This is a genomic window from Paraburkholderia heleia NBRC 101817, from assembly GCF_000739775.1.
Classification (GTDB): Bacteria; Pseudomonadota; Gammaproteobacteria; order Burkholderiales; family Burkholderiaceae; genus Paraburkholderia; species Paraburkholderia heleia.
The window spans coordinates 144,755-160,844 of the sequence record NZ_BBJH01000003.1; the positions used below are offsets into that span (position 1 = coordinate 144,755).

The window sequence follows — 16,090 nt, forward strand, 5'->3', positions numbered from 1 at the left end:
AGTTCGTCGCCGCGGCACATCCGTGGCAGGCGTTCAGAGCGGTCTGTGAGCGCAGAATCTGGCTAAATGGCCGCGATTTCCGTTCCGGAGCAGGGTAAACGCGACGTTGGCTCCCTCGGCGGCCAAGCCTAGAATGTCATCAGACAACGTACCACGACATATGCAGTCCGCGCACCGCCGGCGCCCAAAGGAGACAACCTCGATGTCCGCCCCCGTCAGCCATTATGAGGACCTGCTGGAGTCCGCCAGCGCCAAGGTCCTGCGGCACGTGCTGCCGCTCTTCCTCATCATGTTCATCGCGAACTATATCGACCGTGTGAACGTCGGCTTCGCCGGTGCACACATGAAAGCCGATATCGGTCTTTCGGCGGCGGCGTACGGGTTCGGCGCGGGGCTGTTCTTCGTGGGCTATGCGATCTTCGAGGTGCCGTCCAACATCCTCATGCAGAAGTATGGCGCACGCGCGTGGCTCACGCGCATCATGGGCACGTGGGGCGTCGTGGCCGCGGCCATGGCGTTCGTGCACAACGATACCTCGTTCTACATGCTGCGTTTTCTGCTAGGCGTGGCCGAAGCAGGCTTCTTTCCCGGCGTCATCTATTACTTCGCGCAGTGGCTGCCGCAGAAAGAACGCGGCAAGGCGGCGGCCGTGTTTCTCGCGGGCTCAGCGTTCGCCTCGGTGCTCTCGGGTCCGGTCACGGGCGCGCTGCTGTCCGTGCGCGGCCTCGGTCTCGCGGGCTGGCAGTGGATGTTCCTGATAGAAGGCGGCTTCTCGATCGTGCTGTGCGGCGTGAGCTGGGTGTTCCTGAAGTCGCGCATCCGCGACGCGCACTGGCTCACGAGCGACGAACAGGGCGCGCTCGAAACGTACCTGGCGCGCGAGCAGGCCGGGCGCGAAGCCGCCACGGGCGCGCACGTGCCGGTGCTGCGTCTCTTGAAGGAACCGCAGATCGCGCTGTTCTGCTTCCTGTACTTCGCCATCCAGCTCACGATCTATGCGGCCACGTTCTGGCTGCCCACGATCATCCGCAAGATGGGCGGCCTGACCGACTTCCAGGTGGGCCTCTACAACGCCATTCCGTGGCTGATCGCCATCGTCGCGATGTACGGCTTCGCGCTGCTTTCGGCGAAGTACCGCTTCCAGCAGGCGTGGCTCGCCATCGCGCTCGTGATCGCGGCCTGCGGCCTGTTTGCTTCCACGTCGTCGGACCCGGTGTTCTCGTTCGTGGCGATCTGCTTTTCGGCCATCGGCTTCAAGGCGGCTTCGTCGCTGTTCTGGCCGATACCGCAAGGCTATCTCGACACCCGCGTGGCCGCCGGCGTGATCGCGCTCGTCAATTCGCTCGGCAATCTGGGCGGATTCTTCGCGCCTGCCACCTTCGGCTATCTTCAACAGCATACGGGCTCGATTGCGGGCGGTCTCTACGGACTTGGCGTGACCTCGCTGATTGCCGCCGCCGCCGCGTTTCTCGCCCGCAGCAAGCCGTCGCGCCGCGCCTTCGCCGACGATCCGGTCCGCAGCGGTGCGCACTGAGCCCGAGCGCAGCCCTCAATCGAGAAGGAGACCCGCACCATGAGCCAGCCGAACCCCGAACGCTTCTTCGTCTACGTCGCGAATTCAAAAGACGGCGACATTGGCGTGTTTCATCTCGATGCGCGCAGTGGCGCGCTCACGCCGCAAGCACGCGTGGCTGCGCAGGACAACGTGATGCCGATGGCGCTCTCGCCCGATCGCCGCCGCCTTTACGCCGCCACGCGCGGCGCGGACAAGCGCATCAACGACTACGCCATCGACGCGCCAGGCGGCCGTCTCGCGCCGCGCGTGCAGACGCCGATCGAATCGAGCCTCGCGTATCTGTGTGCCGAGCCGCAGGGGCGTTTCCTGCTGGGCGCCTCGTACGGCGAGCATCGCGTGAGCCTGTATGGCGCGAAGGATCTCGAGGACGGGCGTGGCGCGCCACTGCAGGTGATCGGCGGCATCGAGCACGCGCACGCGGTGATCGTTTCCGCCGACGGGCGCTTCGCCTATGCGTCGTCGCTCGACAGCGACCGCGTGTTCGCTTTCGCGCTGGAAGACGCGGGGCGCCTCGTCGAGATCGGCACGGTCGATCTCGGCGCGGGCTTCGGTCCCCGGCATCTGCGCTTTTCGCCCAACGGCGACGTGCTGTACGTGCTGAGCGAATTCCGCGCGACGGTGGCGGCTTGCGCGCGCGACGCCGCCACGGGCATGCTCGCGGCGCGGCACGTCTCGCCGCGCGCTCCGGTGCTCGCGCATCTGAACGACGGCTTTGCGCGCCCGAGCCCCACGGACCCCGTGCAGCCCGACCCGGCGGTGCTCGCGAAGCTCGTCTGGGCCGCCGATCTCCACGTGTCGCCCGATGGGCGCTTCGTCTACGTGTCCGAGCGCACGACGAGCCAGATTCTCACGCTGCGTGTCTCTCAGGATGGCGCGCTCGAATACGTGGGCGCGAGCGCGACGGAAACACAGCCGCGCGGTTTTCGCATCGACCCGACGGGCCGTTTTCTCGTGGCGTGCGGGGAAAAATCGCAGCACGTCTCGGTCTACGCGATCGACGCGGCGAGCGGCGCGCTCACACCCCTCTCGCGCGGCGAGGGCGGCAACGGCGCGAACTGGGTGGAGATCGTCGCCGCCGACGCCTGACCGGTTCGACCCAACATTTCGATTGTCAGGGCGCAGCGCGCCGCACTTTTACAGGTACTCTGTTCATGTCTACACAAACCGTTCAACCGAACGCCACGCCCGTCGTGATCGAGTTGCGCGTCGTGCCCGTGGCGGGCCGCGACAGCATGCTGCTGAACCTCTCCGGCGCGCACGGTCCGTTCTTCACGCGCAACGTCGTGCTGCTGCGCGACAGCGCGGGCCACACCGGCATCGGCGAAGTGCCGGGCGGCGAGGCGATCCGCAAGACGCTCGAAGACGCGCGTGCGTTCGTGGTCGGCCAGTCCATCGGCAACATGCAGTCGGTGCTCAACGCCGTGCGCAGGCAGTTTGCCGATCGCGACTCGGGCGGCCGCGGCCTGCAGACCTTCGACCTGCGCACCACGATTCACGCGGTCACGGCGCTCGAAGCCGCGCTGCTCGACCTGCTCGGCCAGCATTTGAACGTGCCTGTTGCCGCGCTGCTCGGCGAAGGCCAGCAGCGCAGCGAAGTGGCGATGCTCGGCTACCTGTTCTTCATCGGCGATCGCAACAAGACCGATCTCGCCTACGCGAGCGGCGCCGCTGGCCGCGACGACTGGGAGCGCCTGCGCACCGAAGAGGCGATGACGCCGGAAGCGGTCGTGCGCCTCGCCGAAGCCGCGCAGGCGCGCTACGGCTTCAACGACTTCAAGCTCAAGGGCGGCGTGCTGGCGGGCGACGCGGAAATGGAAGCGGTCACGGCGCTGGCCGAGCGCTTTCCCGAAGCCCGCGTGACGCTCGACCCGAACGGCGCGTGGTCGCTCGAGCAAGCCGTCCGCCTGTGCCGCGACAAGCACGATGTGCTCGCTTACGCGGAAGACCCGTGCGGCGCGGAGAACGGCTATTCGGGCCGCGAAGTGATGGCGGAATTCCGCCGCGCCACCGGCCTGCCGACGGCCACGAACATGATCGCGACCGACTGGCGCCAGATGGGCCACGCCATTCAGCTGCAATCGGTGGACATTCCGCTCGCCGACCCGCACTTCTGGACCATGCAGGGCTCGGTGCGCGTGGCGCAGATGTGTCACGACTGGGGCCTCACGTGGGGCTCGCACTCGAACAACCACTTCGACATTTCGCTCGCCATGTTCACGCATGCGGCCGCCGCAGCGCCCGGCAAGATCACGGCGATCGACACGCACTGGATCTGGCAGGACGGCCAGCGCCTCACGCGGGAACCGCTGCAGATCGTGGGCGGCAAGGTGCGGGTGCCCCAAAAGCCGGGCCTCGGCATCGAGATCGACATGGACGAGCTGGAAAAGGCCCATGCGCTCTACAAGGAGCACGGCCTCGGCGCGCGCGACGACGCAATCGCCATGCAATACCTCATTCCCGGCTGGAAATTCGACAACAAGCGTCCGTGCCTCGTGCGCTGAACGCCGTCTTCGACTGAACGCTTTTACTGACTTCGCAACAGGATCGACACCATGACCACGCCGCAAGAACTCAAGCAAATCGTCTCCGAAGGCCTGCTTTCGTTCCCCGTGACCGACTTCGACGCGCAAGGCAACTTCCGCGCGAGCACCTACGCCGGGCGCCTCGAATGGCTGGCCCCGTACGGCGCGAGCGCGCTGTTCGCAGCGGGCGGCACGGGCGAATTCTTCTCGCTCACGAAGAGCGAATACTCGCAGGTCGTCAAGACGGCCACCGAAACCTGCAAGGGCAAGGTGCCGATTCTCGCGGGCGCGGGCGGCGCGACGCGCGTGGCCATCGAGTACGCGCAGGAAGCGCAGCGCAACGGCGCGCAAGGCATTCTGCTGATGCCGCACTACCTCACGGAGGCGTCGCAGGAAGGCATTGCCGCGCACGTGGAGCAGGTCTGCAAGGCCGTGCCGAAGATGGGCGTGATCGTCTACAACCGCGCCAATTCGAAGCTCAACGCCGACATGCTCGAGCCACTCGCGAACCGCTGCGAGAACCTCATCGGCTTCAAGGACGGCGTGGGCGATATCGAGGCGATGGTGACGATCCGCCGCCGTCTGGGCGAGCGCTTCGCGTACCTGGGCGGCCTGCCCACGGCCGAAGTCTACGCGGCGGCATACAAGGCGTTGGGCGTGCCCGTGTATTCGTCGGCGGTGTTCAACTTCATTCCGAAAACCGCCATGCAGTTCTACCGTGCGATCGCCTCGGACGACCACGCGACGGTGGGCAGGCTGATCGACGAATTCTTCCTGCCATACCTCGCCATTCGCAACCGTCGCGCCGGCTACGCGGTCAGCATCGTGAAGGCGGGCGCGAAGCTCGTGGGCCGCGACGCTGGCCCGGTGCGCGCGCCGCTTACCGACCTCACGCAAGAGGAAGTGGCGCAGCTCGACGCGCTCATCAAGAAGCTCGGCGCGCAGTGACGCTTGCGGAGTTTGCGCCATGCTCGTGCCAGCCGGCGCGGCATGGCTTGCGAGAGGGCCGTCGCGGCCCGGTTTGCCTGTGAAGGGCGCGGGCGGTCGATCAGTTGTTGTCGCCGAACAGGTCCAGATTGGCGCGCTCGCGCTTTTTCCCTTCGTTGCCTTCGGCCTTGCGGGCGCGGCGCGCGGTCTTTTCGCGGCGCGGCTTGCCGAACACCTCGTCGGGCGTGAAGCCGAATTCGGCGATCGCCGCGCGCACGTTGGCCAGTGCCTCGTGCGCCGCTTCGGCGCGCGCCGCTTCGATGCGCTCGTCGAGTTCGCGCTTCTGGGCGAGCAATTCGCGGTAGGTAGCCATCGATGATTCTTGTCGAGTGAAAAAGAGCCGCTGATTTTACGCGTTGTGCGGGCTTCGCGTGGGCTTTACCCCGCACAAGCGGCATCAAAGATACGCGGCGAGCAGCGCCACCACGACGCACGACAGCCCCATCAGCAGGGCCGCGAGCCACAGCGACCCGCGCGCGGGCGCGCGCACCGAAGCGGGCAGTCGCTTTTTTCCGCTCACCATCGGGCCGACCAGATTGTGGCCTTTCACGAGCGCATAGACGGCAATCGCACACATGTGCAGCACGACCGCCGCCGCGAGCAGATCCCAGCCCCACGCGTGCAGGCCGGCTATCGCGTTGGCGATCTTTGCGGGCACGATTTCGCTGAGCGGGCCTTCGTCGGCGATGTCGTTGTTGTCGTAGAGACCGGTGAGCGTTTCGACCAGCAGCAGCGCGAGCAGCAGCAGAACCATCCAGCCGCCGGCCGCGTTGTGGCCCACCTGGACGTCGGGCTCGCGCCGCAGCAGATGGCGCAGATGCGCGATCGTCTTGCGCGGCGAAGCGACGAAGCGTGAAAAGCGCGCGGTCTCGCTGCCGAAGCATCCCCACAGGATGCGAAACAGCACGAGCGCGAGCAGCGTCTCGCCGAGGCGCACGTGCATCTGCATCCAGTTCATGCGCTGCGTGACGTAAGCGGCCGCCACGAGCACGACGGTCAGCCAGTGAAAGAGACGCGTGGGCAGGTCCCAGACGGGCACGCGGCGCTCGGGGCGCTCAGGATGCCCGGGGCGGCGGCGGGTTGCGGAGGTCGTGGAGTTCATGATTCGAGGCGGGCGGCCGGGCGGGGCGATCAAGGCCATCATAGGTCAGGAACGCACGCCATGTGTGGCGCAATCTGCGCAACGGCGATGCCCTGGCGCATACGTGGCGTCGCGCGGCGACTTCGGCCATACTTGCCGCTTGCCTTACATCCCTTGCAGGCCGATTGCGCAGATGGAAAAAAACCGACTCGAAGCATTCAGCGATGGCGTGCTCGCCATCATCATCACCATCATGGTGCTGGAACTCAAGGTGCCGCATGGCGACGATCTCGCTGCGCTCGCGCCGCTCTGGCCGGTTTATCTGAGCTACGTGTTGAGCTTCATCTACGTGGGTATCTACTGGAACAACCACCACCACATGCTGCAGGTGGCGCGCCGCGTGAACGGCTCGGTGCTCTGGGCCAACCTGCATCTGCTGTTCTGGCTTTCGCTGCTGCCGTTTACCACGGGCTGGATGGGCGAGAACGAATTCGGGCGCTGGCCGACCGCGCTCTACGGCGTCAACCTGTTGCTCTGCGCGCTGGCCTATGTCGTGCTGCAATTTACGCTCGTGCGCTATCACGGCACGCAAAGCCCGCTTGCCATCGCGCTGGGCAACGACGTGAAGGGCAAGATCTCACCGGTGCTTTATCTGGCGGGATTCGCGCTTGCGGCGCTCGGCTATCCGCGCATCGGTGCGATGTTCTACTTCATCGTCGCGCTGCTTTGGCTCGTGCCCGATCGGCGGATGGAGCGGCTCGCCCTCGCTGCCGGAGAAAAGAAGGAAGAGTAGACAGCGAAGGGGCCGGCGCGCATGCGGCCGGCCCCTTCGCGCATCACATCGTCATCAACCTGCCAGGTGCTTGCGCTTCGCGAGTTCCTGAGCCTTGGCGTAGTCGGCCTGGATCACAGGCAGGCCTTCCGTGGCGGCCTTCTTGAGGCCCGCGTCGCGGCCCGAGGCGATCTCCGCCTGGAAGGCCGAGAGCGTTTTCTGCTGGCCGGCCAGCGCGACCTGCTCGATGTACGTCTTGTCGAACTCCGCGCCGCGCAGCGTGTTGATGCTGCTGATGACCGCCGCATCCGGGTCGTTGCGCGGCACGTCCACGCCGCGCGGGCTCGCCGCGCGCATCGAGTCGGACAGCTTCGAATAGTCGGCCACCAGTTTTTCCGCGAAGGCCTTCACTTCACGGTCGGTCGAGCGCGAGTCGGCAATGCGCGCGGCATCGCGCTGCGTGGCGACGGTTTGCGTACCGTCCGCGATGAAGGCCTTGTCGGCTTCGTGAAGCTTGCCGGGTGCGGCCGGGGTCGAGGCAGAAGCCGCCGCAGTGGCTGCAGGCGCGGGGGTCTGCGCATGGGCGCTCAGCGTAACGGCGCAAAGGCTGGCGGCGGAAGCCGCGATGAGCGAGGCAAGCGAGAGGCGAGTCATGTGAACTCCTTTCTGCGTAGTTGGTATCGATTGCGCGCGCTGGGCCGCACGTGATGCGGTTTTCCGTGCGGCCCTACGCGCGACCGTCATGGCGTGGCGCCTTGCTGCTCAACGGTCTGACGCATTCTATGGAGTCGCTCGCCGTTCAGGTGAAACGATTGCCTCGCTTATGTAACGGTTGGTAAGAGGGTATGCGAATGAAATAACGATCCGCGTATTCACATCGACGTCATGCGTGCCTCGGCGCCTTGTTGCACCTGGCTACGCAGCGTCTTCGCGGCAGCCACCATGTTGGTCAGTGCGGGAATCACCTCGGCCCACTGGCGCGTCTTCAGACCGCAATCCGGGTTGACCCACAGGCGTTCGGCAGGAATGCACCCAGCGGCCTTCTGCATCAGGTGCACGATGTGCGCTTCGGTCGGGATGTTCGGCGAGTGAATGTCGTACACGCCAGGCCCGATTTCGTTCGGATACCTGAAATTGTCGAATGCGTCCAGCAGTGCCATGTCGGAGCGCGAGGTCTCGATCGTGATGACGTCCGCGTCCATATCGGCGATCGAAGCCATGATGTCGTTGAACTCCGAATAGCACATGTGCGTGTGGATCTGCGTGTCGTCTGCCACGCCGTTCGCCGTGATGCGGAACGATTCCACGGCCCAGCGCAGATACTCGCCCCACTGCGCGCGGCGCAGCGGCAGACCCTCGCGCAGCGCGGCCTCGTCGATCTGGATCACGCCCACGCCGGCCTTCTCCAGGTCGAGCACTTCTTCGCGAATGGCGAGCGCGAGCTGGTAGCACGAGACCGAACGCGGCTGGTCGTCACGCGCGAAGGACCAGTTGAGGATCGTCACCGGGCCCGTGAGCATGCCCTTCATGGGCTTGTCCGTGAGCGACTGCGCGTAGGTGATCCACTCCACCGTCATCGCCTTCGGGCGGCTGATGTCGCCGAACAGAATGGGCGGCTTCACGCAACGCGAGCCGTACGACTGCACCCAGCCGAACTGGCTGAACGCGTAGCCGTCGAGCTGCTCGCCGAAGTATTCGACCATGTCGTTGCGCTCGGCTTCCCCGTGTACGAGCACGTCGAGCCCCAGTTGTTCCTGTTCGCGCACGCTGCGTTCGATTTCGGCGCGCATGGCGGCCCGGTAGCCCGCGTCGTCGAGCGCGCCGCGCCTGAACTGGCTTCGTGCCTGACGAATTTGCGCCGTCTGCGGGAACGAGCCGATCGTGGTGGTCGGGAAGGCGGGCAGCTTCAGGCGCGCGGCCTGCTTCGCGGCGCGTTCGGCGTAGGCGTGCTGACGATTGCCGAGCTGCGCGTCGATGCGGGCGATCGCGGCCTTCACGGCGGGGTTGTTCACGCGCGGCGACTGGCGGCGCGCCTGGACGGCGGCGGCGTTCGCCGCGAGAACGGCCGCGACCTGGCCGCGGCCGGTATTCAGCGCCGTGGCGAGCACCTTCATCTCGTCGAGCTTCTGCAGCGCAAACGCGAGCCACGAACGGATTTCAACGTCGAGGTTCACTTCGCTCTCGAGATCCACCGGTACGTGCAGCAGCGAGCACGACGGCGCGATCCACAGGCGCTCGCCCAGTTGCTTCGCGAGCGGCTCGAGCCAGTCGAGCGTGGCGTTCAGATCCGTCTTCCAGATGTTGCGGCCGTTGATCGCGCCCACCGAAAGCACGCACTTCTCCGGCAGCTTTTGTGCGGCCAGCGCGACTTCTGCGCGGGCGTTGATCGCGTCGATATGCAGACCGTCGACGGGCAGCGAGCACGCGAGGTCGAGATTGTCCTGCAACTGGCCGAAGTAGGTGGCCAGCAGCAGCTTGACGCTGCGCAGCTCGAACCCTTCATACGCCGTCGCAAACGCGGCACGCCAGGCCGGATCGAGTTCGGTTACGAGAATCGGCTCGTCGATCTGCACCCATTCGACGTCCATCACGCGGAAGTAGTCGAGCAGCGCACGATACACGGGCATGATGCGCGGCAGCAGCGCGAGCTTGTCCGAGCCGTCCCTGGCCTTGCCGAGCCACAGGTACGTGAGCGGCCCGATGATCACCGGCTTGGCGTTCACGCCCAGTTCGCGGGCTTCGCGCAGCTGCCCGCAAAGACGCGAGGTGTCGAGGTTGAACTGCGTATCGGCCGTGAATTCCGGGACGATGTAGTGATAGTTCGTGTCGAACCACTTCGTCATTTCGCCGGCCGCGACTGCGCCGCAGCAAGCGGCATGATCCCCGGCGCCCACGGCCGAGCGGCCACGCGCCACGCGAAAGGCGTTGTCGAGCTTGTCGCCGTGGAAGTCCTGCACGCGCTCGGGCAGGTTGCCGAGCGTGAAGCTCATGTCGAGCACCTGGTCGTAGAACGCGAAGTCGCCAGCGGGCACGAGGTCGAGACCCTTCTGGTTCTCCCAATGGCGCGCGCGCAATTGCGCGCCAAGCGCCTTCAGCTCGTCGCGCGAGGATTCGCCCTTCCAGTAGCGCTCCAGACCGAATTTGAGTTCGCGTTTCGCGCCGATGCGCGGAAAGCCGAGATTGTGCGTCGTGACCATGTGCGGTGCCGTCCGAAATGAAAGTGCTGAAAACGATCCAGAGTGGCAGCGATGATAGACGTATCGGTCGATGAAGAATAATGGCATTATTTCATTCATCCATTAGTTTCTTTCATCTGAAACCCGATGCTCGAACGCGTTCATCTCGTCATCGTCCGCGAAGTCGCCCGGCAGGGCTCGTTGACCGCAGCGGCGGAGTCCCTCTTTCTCACGCAATCGGCGTTGAGCCATACGGTCAAGAAAATCGAGCAGCAGCTCGGTACGCAAATCTGGGATCGCGAGGGCCGCAGCCTGCGCCTCACGCAGGCGGGGCAATATCTGCTCTCGCTGGCCGAGCGGCTCTTGCCCCAGTTCGAACTCGCGGAAGAACGCATGAAGCAGTACGCCGCGGGCGAGCGCGGCACCTTGCGCATCGGCATGGAATGCGCTCCGTGCTATCAGTGGCTGCTCAAGGTGGTCTCGCCGTATCTGGCGCGCTGGCCCGACGTCGACGTGGACGTGAAGCAGCGTTTCCAGTTTGGCGGCATCGGCGCGTTGATCGGCTATGACATCGACGTGCTGGTCACGCCCGATCCCCTCAACCGGCCCGGACTGCGCTTCGATCCGGTGTTCGACTACGAACAGGTGCTGGTGGTCGCGGAAAACCATCCGCTGGCGAACGTGCGCTACGTGAAGCCCGAGCACCTCATCGACGAAACGCTCATCACGTATCCCGTGGATACCGACCGGCTCGATATCTACAATCAGTTTCTGCGGCCCGCGAGCATCACGCCGCGCCGTCAAAAGACGATCGAAACGACCGACATCATGCTGCAGATGGTCGCGAGCCACCGAGGCGTGGCTGCGCTGCCGCGATGGCTCGCGGAGGAATACGCAGACCGCATGCCGCTTGCGATCGTGAAGCTCGGCAAGCAGGGCATCGCGAAGCAGATCTTTCTCGGCACGCGGGAAGGCGACGCCGTGGTCGACTACCTGAAATCCTTCGTCGAATTCGCGCGCGACCCGGTCTGGCGCGACCCGGTCTTGCGCGACCCGGTCTGACGCGACCCGGTCTGGCCACAGCCCCGCGTGCGCGGCTGATGCCGCGCAGTGCACGCGCGCTCGCGGCAACGGATGACTTTCCAAAATGAAAGGAACGCGACGCAAGTTCGTATATTGATCGTTCAATTAACTTAAAGCCGCTATTCATCGGCGCTCGCTGGAATCGTTTGTCGCTTCTGCGCAATTGCTCGTCGCAATTGCTACGTTGGTCGGCTTTTTGCCGGACAACCATGTGTCATGAGGCTTCATGACCCTGCGACGCAGTTCGATTCCTGAGGAGATGACGATGTGCCGATTCCCCCTGCTTAAGACAGGCGCGCTCGCGTGCGCCGCGATGCTCTGCACCGGCGCCTACGCGGCGGATCCCGCCGCGTGCAAGGACGTGCGCTTCGCCGACGTCGGCTGGACCGATATCGCGGCGACCACGGGCGTGGCGTCGACGATCCTGGGCGCGCTCGGCTATACGCCGACCAAGACGATCGCCTCGGTGCCGATCACGTTTGCAGGGCTCAAGAGCAAGCAGATCGATGTGTTCCTCGGCTACTGGTCGCCGACCATGGACCCGATCATCGAGCCGTTCACGAAGTCGGGCTCGATCAAGGTGCTCGCGACGCCGAATCTCACGGGCGCGAAATATACGCTTGCTGTCCCCGATTACGTATATCAGGGCGGCCTCAAATCGTTTCAGGACATCGCGAAATACGCGGACAAGCTGCAAGGGCGCATCTACGGCATCGAACCCGGCAACGACGGCAACGCGCTGATCCAGAAGATGATCGGCGCGAATCAGTACGGGCTCGGCAAATTCAAGCTCGTCGAATCGAGCGAGGCGGGCATGCTCGTGCAGGTGAACCGTGCCGTGCGCGAGAAGCAGTGGATCGTGTTCCTCGGCTGGGAGCCGCATCCCATGAACGTGCAGATGAAGATCGACTATCTCTCCGGCGGCGATGCGGTGTTCGGGCCTGACTATGGCGCGGCGCGTGTGCTGACCGCGGAACCGCCCGACTACGCCGCGCGCTGCCCGAACGTGGCGAAATTCGTTTCCAACCTGCAGTTCACGACCGCCATCGAGAACCATTTGATGGTGCCGATCGCCAACAAGGAGGACCCGAACAAGGCCGCCGCCGACTGGCTGCGCAGCAACCCGCAGGTGCTCGACAACTGGCTCGCCGGCGTGACCACGCTGGATGGCAAGCCGGGCCTGCCTGCCGTGCGCGCCTCGCTGGGTGTGCACTGACGCGCCCTGGTCCGCGGCGAAGGCCGCGGACATCCCTGCGGTACATCCCTATTTGCGCAGCAATATTGGTTGATTAGCGTTCAAAAGAGGAGGAGGCAGATGGAGCAAGCGGGAATCGGTACGCATGGCGCACAGGAGAGCGCCGCACGAGGCGGTCATGGCCATGCGCTGCAGCGCGGCCTCACATGGAGAGATGCATTCTGGGTGACGAGCGGCGTGCCCGCGGGCGTGCTGTTCACGATCGGCGGCGTTTGCGCGACCATCGGCCAGCCGGCCTGGGCCATCTGGATCGCGTCGATTACGATGGGCCTCGTGCAAAGCGCCACCTACGCCGAGATCTCCGGGCTCTTTCCGCACAAGTCGGGCGGCGCTTCGGTGTACGGAGCAATCGGCTGGGTCCGTTACAGTAAGTTGATCGCGCCGGTTTCCGTATGGTGCAACTGGCTCGCGTGGTCGCCCATGCTGGCGCTGGGCTGCGGACTCGCCGCGAACTATGCGCTTGCCACACTGTTTGCGCCCGAAGCGGCGATCCTGCAGTGGCACTGGACGCTTGCCAACCTGGACTTCATCAAGCCAGGTCTCACGCTGCGCATCAACGCGACGTTCCTGATCGCCGCGGCATTCCTGCTCATCACCTTCCGGCTTCAGCACAGCGGCGCGTCGAAGGCCGCGAAAACGCAGAAGATTCTGGGCATTGCGTCGCTCACGCCGCTGTTGATCGTCGGGCTCGTGCCCTTCGTCACGGGCGATGTGCCCGCAAAGCATCTTTTTCCGCTGCTGCCGCTCGGGCATGACGCGCACGGCAATCTCACCGCTGCGGTGTTCGGCGCCTGGAACGGGCAGGGCGCGGTCATGGCGCTGGGCGCGATGTTCATGGCGGGATGGGCATCGTACGGCTTCGAAACGGCGGTGTGCTATACGCGCGAGTTTCGCGACCCACGGCGCGATACGGCGAGGGCGATATTCTGGTCGGGCGCGCTTTGCCTCGTCGTCATGACGCTCGTTCCGCTCGCGTTTCAGGGCTCGCTGGGTACGGCGATGATGCTCGATCCGCGTATTGGCGACGGCACGGGTGTGGGCACCGCGATGGCCGCGATGGTGGGCGGCGGCGCCTGGGTGGGCAACGCCGTGGTGGTGATGCTGATGCTCTCCATCTTGCTGATCGTGATGACGTCGATGATGGGCTCGTCGCGCACGCTCTACCAGGCTTCGGTGGACGGCTGGCTGCCGCGCTACCTTTCGCGCGTGAACGAGCATGGCGCGCCGACGGCGGCGATGTGGACCGATCTGGGTTTCAATCTCATCCTGCTCGCGATGTCGGACTATATGACGGTCCTGTCGATCTCGAACGTCTGCTACATGTTGTTCGTTTTCCTGAATTTGCAGTCGGGCTGGATTCATCGTATGGATCGCGGCGCGTGGGCACGGCCGTTTCGTTGTCCGACGTGGCTGCTCGCGCTGGGTGCGCTGTGCGGGTATGCGAATCTCGTGTTCGTGGGCGCAGGCGCCAATCTGCAAGGCGAGGGGACGCTGCGCAATGGCCTCATTGCCATGCTGCTGATCGTGCCGGTGTTTGCTTTCCGGCACTACTGGCAGGATCGCGGGCGGTTTCCGGCAGGCAGCGCGCTCGATATGGAAGTGAGCGTGCCGGTGCGCAACCGGTGGCTGAATCTTGCGCCTTATGGCGCGCTCATTGCTGCGGCGCTGACGGTTGCGGTTTCGCATTGGCTGGCCGCTTTGGTCTGAGTTGGCTTCAGTGTTGGTGTTGGCGGCATCGTGCGGGCGGGTTGCCCGTGCGGTGCCGCGTTTTTTTGTGTGCCTGACGAGGTGCTTTTTGTCGGACTGATCGCGCGCTGAATGCTCGACGAAACCGAAAAAAAGCCGGAGTCGGCCCGCGGATCCTTGCGTGCCGTCTCCGGCCCATCAGCGTTGCTTAAAGCGTCACGCTGTGCGCGCGGATTTTCTCCCTATGCGCCGCGCCATCCGGTGCAGGAAAATCCGCCCCACGCGCCGGTGCCCCGTGCGCCACGAAATACGGCGCATTCGAACGCGCCAGCGCCTCACGCCCGCGTATGCGGTCCGCGATCTTCTCCGCGATCATGATGGTCGGCGCATTGAGGTTGCCGGTGATGATGCGCGGCATGATCGACGCGTCCACCACGCGCAGGCCGTCGAGTCCGTGCACGCGGCCTTCGCCATCCACCACGGCCATGTCGTCGTAGCCCATCGCACAGGAACACGACGGGTGATAGGCGGTTTCCGCGCGGTTGCGCACGAAGGCATCGATCTCGGCGTCGGTCTCGAGCGCCGCGCCGGGGCTCAACTCGCGTCCGCGAAACCGGTCGAGCGCGGGCTGCGCGATGATCTCGCGGGTCATGCGAATCGCGTCGCGGAACTCGCGCCAGTCGAGCGCCTCGGCCATGTAGTTGAAGAGAATCGACGGATGCTGGCGCGGGTCGCGCGAGCGCAGCTTCACACGCCCGCGGCTCGGCGAGCGCATCGAGCCCACGTGCGCCTGGAAGCCATGCATCTTGATCGCATTGCTGCCGTTGTAATTGATCGCAACGGGCAAGAAGTGATATTGAAGGTTTGGCCACGGATCGTCGTCGCGCGTGCGAATGAAGCCGCCCGCCTCGAAATGATTGCTCGCGCCAATGCCGGTTCCGCGCAGCATCCATTCAAGGCCGATAGCCGGCTGATTGCGCATCAGGAGCGCGGGGTAGAGCGACACGGGCTCCTTGCACGCGTACTGCATGTACATCTCCAGGTGATCCTGAAGATTCTGCCCGACGCCCGGCAGATCGAGCACAACGGGAATGTCGAGCTCGCGCAGCCACGCGCCGGGGCCGACGCCCGAGCGCTGCAGGATCTGCGGCGAGGCGATCGCGCCCCCGCACAGCAGCACTTCGCGGCGCGCGTAGCGCGTCACGCGCGCGGGCCCGTCGAGAAAGACGACGCCGCACGCCCGCTTGCCGCTGAACAGAATGCGGTCCGTTACCGCGTGCGTGACGATGTCGATGTTGGGCCGATGCCTGGCCTGATCCAGATAGCCGCGTGCGGTGCTCGCGCGCCGGCCCCTGGCCGTCACGGTGCGATCCATCGGCCCGAAGCCTTCCTGGCGGTAGCCATTGAGGTCGTCGGTGCGCGGATAACCCGCCTGCACGCCCGCCTCGATCATCGCCTCGAAGAGCGGGTTCACGCCCGGCTTGCTTGTGCTCACGTGAACCGGACCTTCGCCGCCGTGATAGTCGTTCGCACCGATGTCGCGCGTTTCGGCCTTGCGGAAATAGGGCAGGCAGTCCAGATAGCTCCAGTTTTCGAGCCCCTTGCGTTCGGCCCAGCCGTCGTAGTCGAGCGCGTTGCCGCGGATATAGCACATGCCGTTAATGAGCGACGACCCGCCCAGGCCCTTGCCGCGCCCGCATTCCATGCGCCGGTTGTTCATGTGCGGCTCGGGATCGGTTTCGTAGGCCCAGTTGTAGCGGCGGCCCTGCAACGGGTAGGCGAGCGCCGCGGGCATCTGCGTGCGGAAATCGAAACGGTAGTCGGGACCGCCTGCTTCGAGCAGCAGCACCGTCGCGTCGCGATCCTCGGTGAGGCGCGTGGCAAGCACATTGCCCGCCGATCCCGCGCCGATGATGATGTAGTCGTACTCTTGCGCTGCCATGCAGGACTCC

General features: G+C 65.2%; 13 protein-coding genes. 8 read left to right on the top strand and 5 right to left on the bottom strand.

Features of this window, described 5'->3' with window-relative positions; all coding sequences use genetic code 11:
- The first annotated feature begins 202 nt into the window (after positions 1 to 202).
- The 4 genes from BHE01S_RS02605 (at position 203) to kdgD (ending at position 5,046) form a co-directional block, all read left to right on the top strand.
- The gene (locus tag BHE01S_RS02605; RefSeq protein WP_042260713.1) at positions 203 to 1,534 is read left to right on the top strand and encodes an MFS transporter; all 1,332 of its coding nucleotides are present in this window, start codon (positions 203 to 205) and stop codon (positions 1,532 to 1,534) included.
- A gap of 39 nt (positions 1,535 to 1,573) precedes the next feature.
- Positions 1,574 to 2,662 (top strand): lactonase family protein, encoded by a 1,089-nt coding sequence (locus BHE01S_RS02610; RefSeq protein ID WP_042260270.1) that lies wholly within the window; start codon positions 1,574 to 1,576, stop codon positions 2,660 to 2,662.
- Positions 2,663 to 2,727: 65 nt separating this feature from the next.
- Positions 2,728 to 4,077, top strand: a complete 1,350-nt coding sequence (gudD, locus tag BHE01S_RS02615; RefSeq protein ID WP_042260271.1) for a glucarate dehydratase — start codon at positions 2,728 to 2,730, stop codon at positions 4,075 to 4,077.
- A 51-nt stretch (positions 4,078 to 4,128) separates the two neighbouring features.
- Positions 4,129 to 5,046: a 5-dehydro-4-deoxyglucarate dehydratase gene (kdgD, locus tag BHE01S_RS02620; RefSeq protein ID WP_042260274.1), complete on the top strand. Its 918-nt coding sequence runs from the start codon at positions 4,129 to 4,131 to the stop codon at positions 5,044 to 5,046.
- A gap of 100 nt (positions 5,047 to 5,146) precedes the next feature.
- On the opposite strand, the gene BHE01S_RS35925 is transcribed toward kdgD, so the two are convergent.
- Together BHE01S_RS35925 and BHE01S_RS02630 are read right to left on the bottom strand one after the other, a co-directional pair.
- A complete protein-coding gene (locus BHE01S_RS35925; protein ID WP_052405660.1) occupies positions 5,147 to 5,398 on the bottom strand; it encodes an H-NS family nucleoid-associated regulatory protein in 252 nt (83 codons plus the stop codon).
- Between the two features lie 84 nt (positions 5,399 to 5,482).
- A complete protein-coding gene (locus tag BHE01S_RS02630) occupies positions 5,483 to 6,187 on the bottom strand; it encodes a cytochrome b/b6 domain-containing protein (RefSeq protein WP_042260276.1) in 705 nt (234 codons plus the stop codon).
- A gap of 172 nt (positions 6,188 to 6,359) precedes the next feature.
- On the opposite strand from BHE01S_RS02630, the gene BHE01S_RS02635 reads away from it, so the two are divergent.
- Positions 6,360 to 6,959 (top strand): TMEM175 family protein, encoded by a 600-nt coding sequence (locus BHE01S_RS02635; RefSeq protein ID WP_042260279.1) that lies wholly within the window; start codon positions 6,360 to 6,362, stop codon positions 6,957 to 6,959.
- Positions 6,960 to 7,013: 54 nt separating this feature from the next.
- Here the strand turns inward: BHE01S_RS02635 and BHE01S_RS02640 are convergent, their stop codons facing one another.
- Together BHE01S_RS02640 and metE are read right to left on the bottom strand one after the other, a co-directional pair.
- Entirely contained in the window at positions 7,014 to 7,592 is a 579-nt protein-coding gene (locus BHE01S_RS02640; protein ID WP_042260281.1) for a DUF4142 domain-containing protein, read from the bottom strand.
- 218 nt (positions 7,593 to 7,810) lie between these two features.
- Positions 7,811 to 10,135, bottom strand: coding sequence for a 5-methyltetrahydropteroyltriglutamate--homocysteine S-methyltransferase (metE, locus tag BHE01S_RS02645; RefSeq protein ID WP_042260283.1), 2,325 nt, complete (start codon positions 10,133 to 10,135; stop codon positions 7,811 to 7,813).
- A gap of 126 nt (positions 10,136 to 10,261) precedes the next feature.
- Between metE and BHE01S_RS02650 the strand changes: the two genes are divergently transcribed.
- From BHE01S_RS02650 to BHE01S_RS02660, 3 genes are all read left to right on the top strand, one after another.
- Complete coding sequence (locus BHE01S_RS02650) at positions 10,262 to 11,176, top strand: LysR family transcriptional regulator (protein WP_042260285.1); 915 nt, start codon at positions 10,262 to 10,264, stop codon at positions 11,174 to 11,176.
- Positions 11,177 to 11,510: 334 nt separating this feature from the next.
- On the top strand, positions 11,511 to 12,413 hold the full coding sequence (locus tag BHE01S_RS02655; protein ID WP_245639631.1) for a choline ABC transporter substrate-binding protein: 903 nt from the start codon (positions 11,511 to 11,513) through the stop codon (positions 12,411 to 12,413).
- Positions 12,414 to 12,512: 99 nt separating this feature from the next.
- The gene (locus tag BHE01S_RS02660; protein WP_042260289.1) at positions 12,513 to 14,159 is read left to right on the top strand and encodes an APC family permease; all 1,647 of its coding nucleotides are present in this window, start codon (positions 12,513 to 12,515) and stop codon (positions 14,157 to 14,159) included.
- A 187-nt stretch (positions 14,160 to 14,346) separates the two neighbouring features.
- Here BHE01S_RS02660 and betA read toward each other — a convergent pair whose 3' ends face one another.
- Complete coding sequence (gene betA / locus BHE01S_RS02665; protein WP_042260291.1) at positions 14,347 to 16,080, bottom strand: choline dehydrogenase; 1,734 nt, start codon at positions 16,078 to 16,080, stop codon at positions 14,347 to 14,349.
- Between the last annotated feature and the right edge of the window lie 10 nt (positions 16,081 to 16,090).

Coding starts and splice junctions, on each gene's coding strand:
- BHE01S_RS02630 (WP_042260276.1), bottom strand. CDS start 6,187: ATGAACTCCACGACCTCCGCAACCCGCCGCCGCCCCGGGCATCCTGAG.
- metE (WP_042260283.1), bottom strand. CDS start 10,135: ATGGTCACGACGCACAATCTCGGCTTTCCGCGCATCGGCGCGAAACGC.
- BHE01S_RS02650 (WP_042260285.1), top strand. CDS start 10,262: ATGCTCGAACGCGTTCATCTCGTCATCGTCCGCGAAGTCGCCCGGCAG.
- BHE01S_RS02660 (WP_042260289.1), top strand. CDS start 12,513: ATGGAGCAAGCGGGAATCGGTACGCATGGCGCACAGGAGAGCGCCGCA.
- kdgD (WP_042260274.1), top strand. CDS start 4,129: ATGACCACGCCGCAAGAACTCAAGCAAATCGTCTCCGAAGGCCTGCTT.
- BHE01S_RS02610 (WP_042260270.1), top strand. CDS start 1,574: ATGAGCCAGCCGAACCCCGAACGCTTCTTCGTCTACGTCGCGAATTCA.
- BHE01S_RS02640 (WP_042260281.1), bottom strand. CDS start 7,592: ATGACTCGCCTCTCGCTTGCCTCGCTCATCGCGGCTTCCGCCGCCAGC.
- betA (WP_042260291.1), bottom strand. CDS start 16,080: ATGGCAGCGCAAGAGTACGACTACATCATCATCGGCGCGGGATCGGCG.
- gudD (WP_042260271.1), top strand. CDS start 2,728: ATGTCTACACAAACCGTTCAACCGAACGCCACGCCCGTCGTGATCGAG.
- BHE01S_RS02635 (WP_042260279.1), top strand. CDS start 6,360: ATGGAAAAAAACCGACTCGAAGCATTCAGCGATGGCGTGCTCGCCATC.
- BHE01S_RS35925 (WP_052405660.1), bottom strand. CDS start 5,398: ATGGCTACCTACCGCGAATTGCTCGCCCAGAAGCGCGAACTCGACGAG.
- BHE01S_RS02605 (WP_042260713.1), top strand. CDS start 203: ATGTCCGCCCCCGTCAGCCATTATGAGGACCTGCTGGAGTCCGCCAGC.
- BHE01S_RS02655 (WP_245639631.1), top strand. CDS start 11,511: ATGCTCTGCACCGGCGCCTACGCGGCGGATCCCGCCGCGTGCAAGGAC.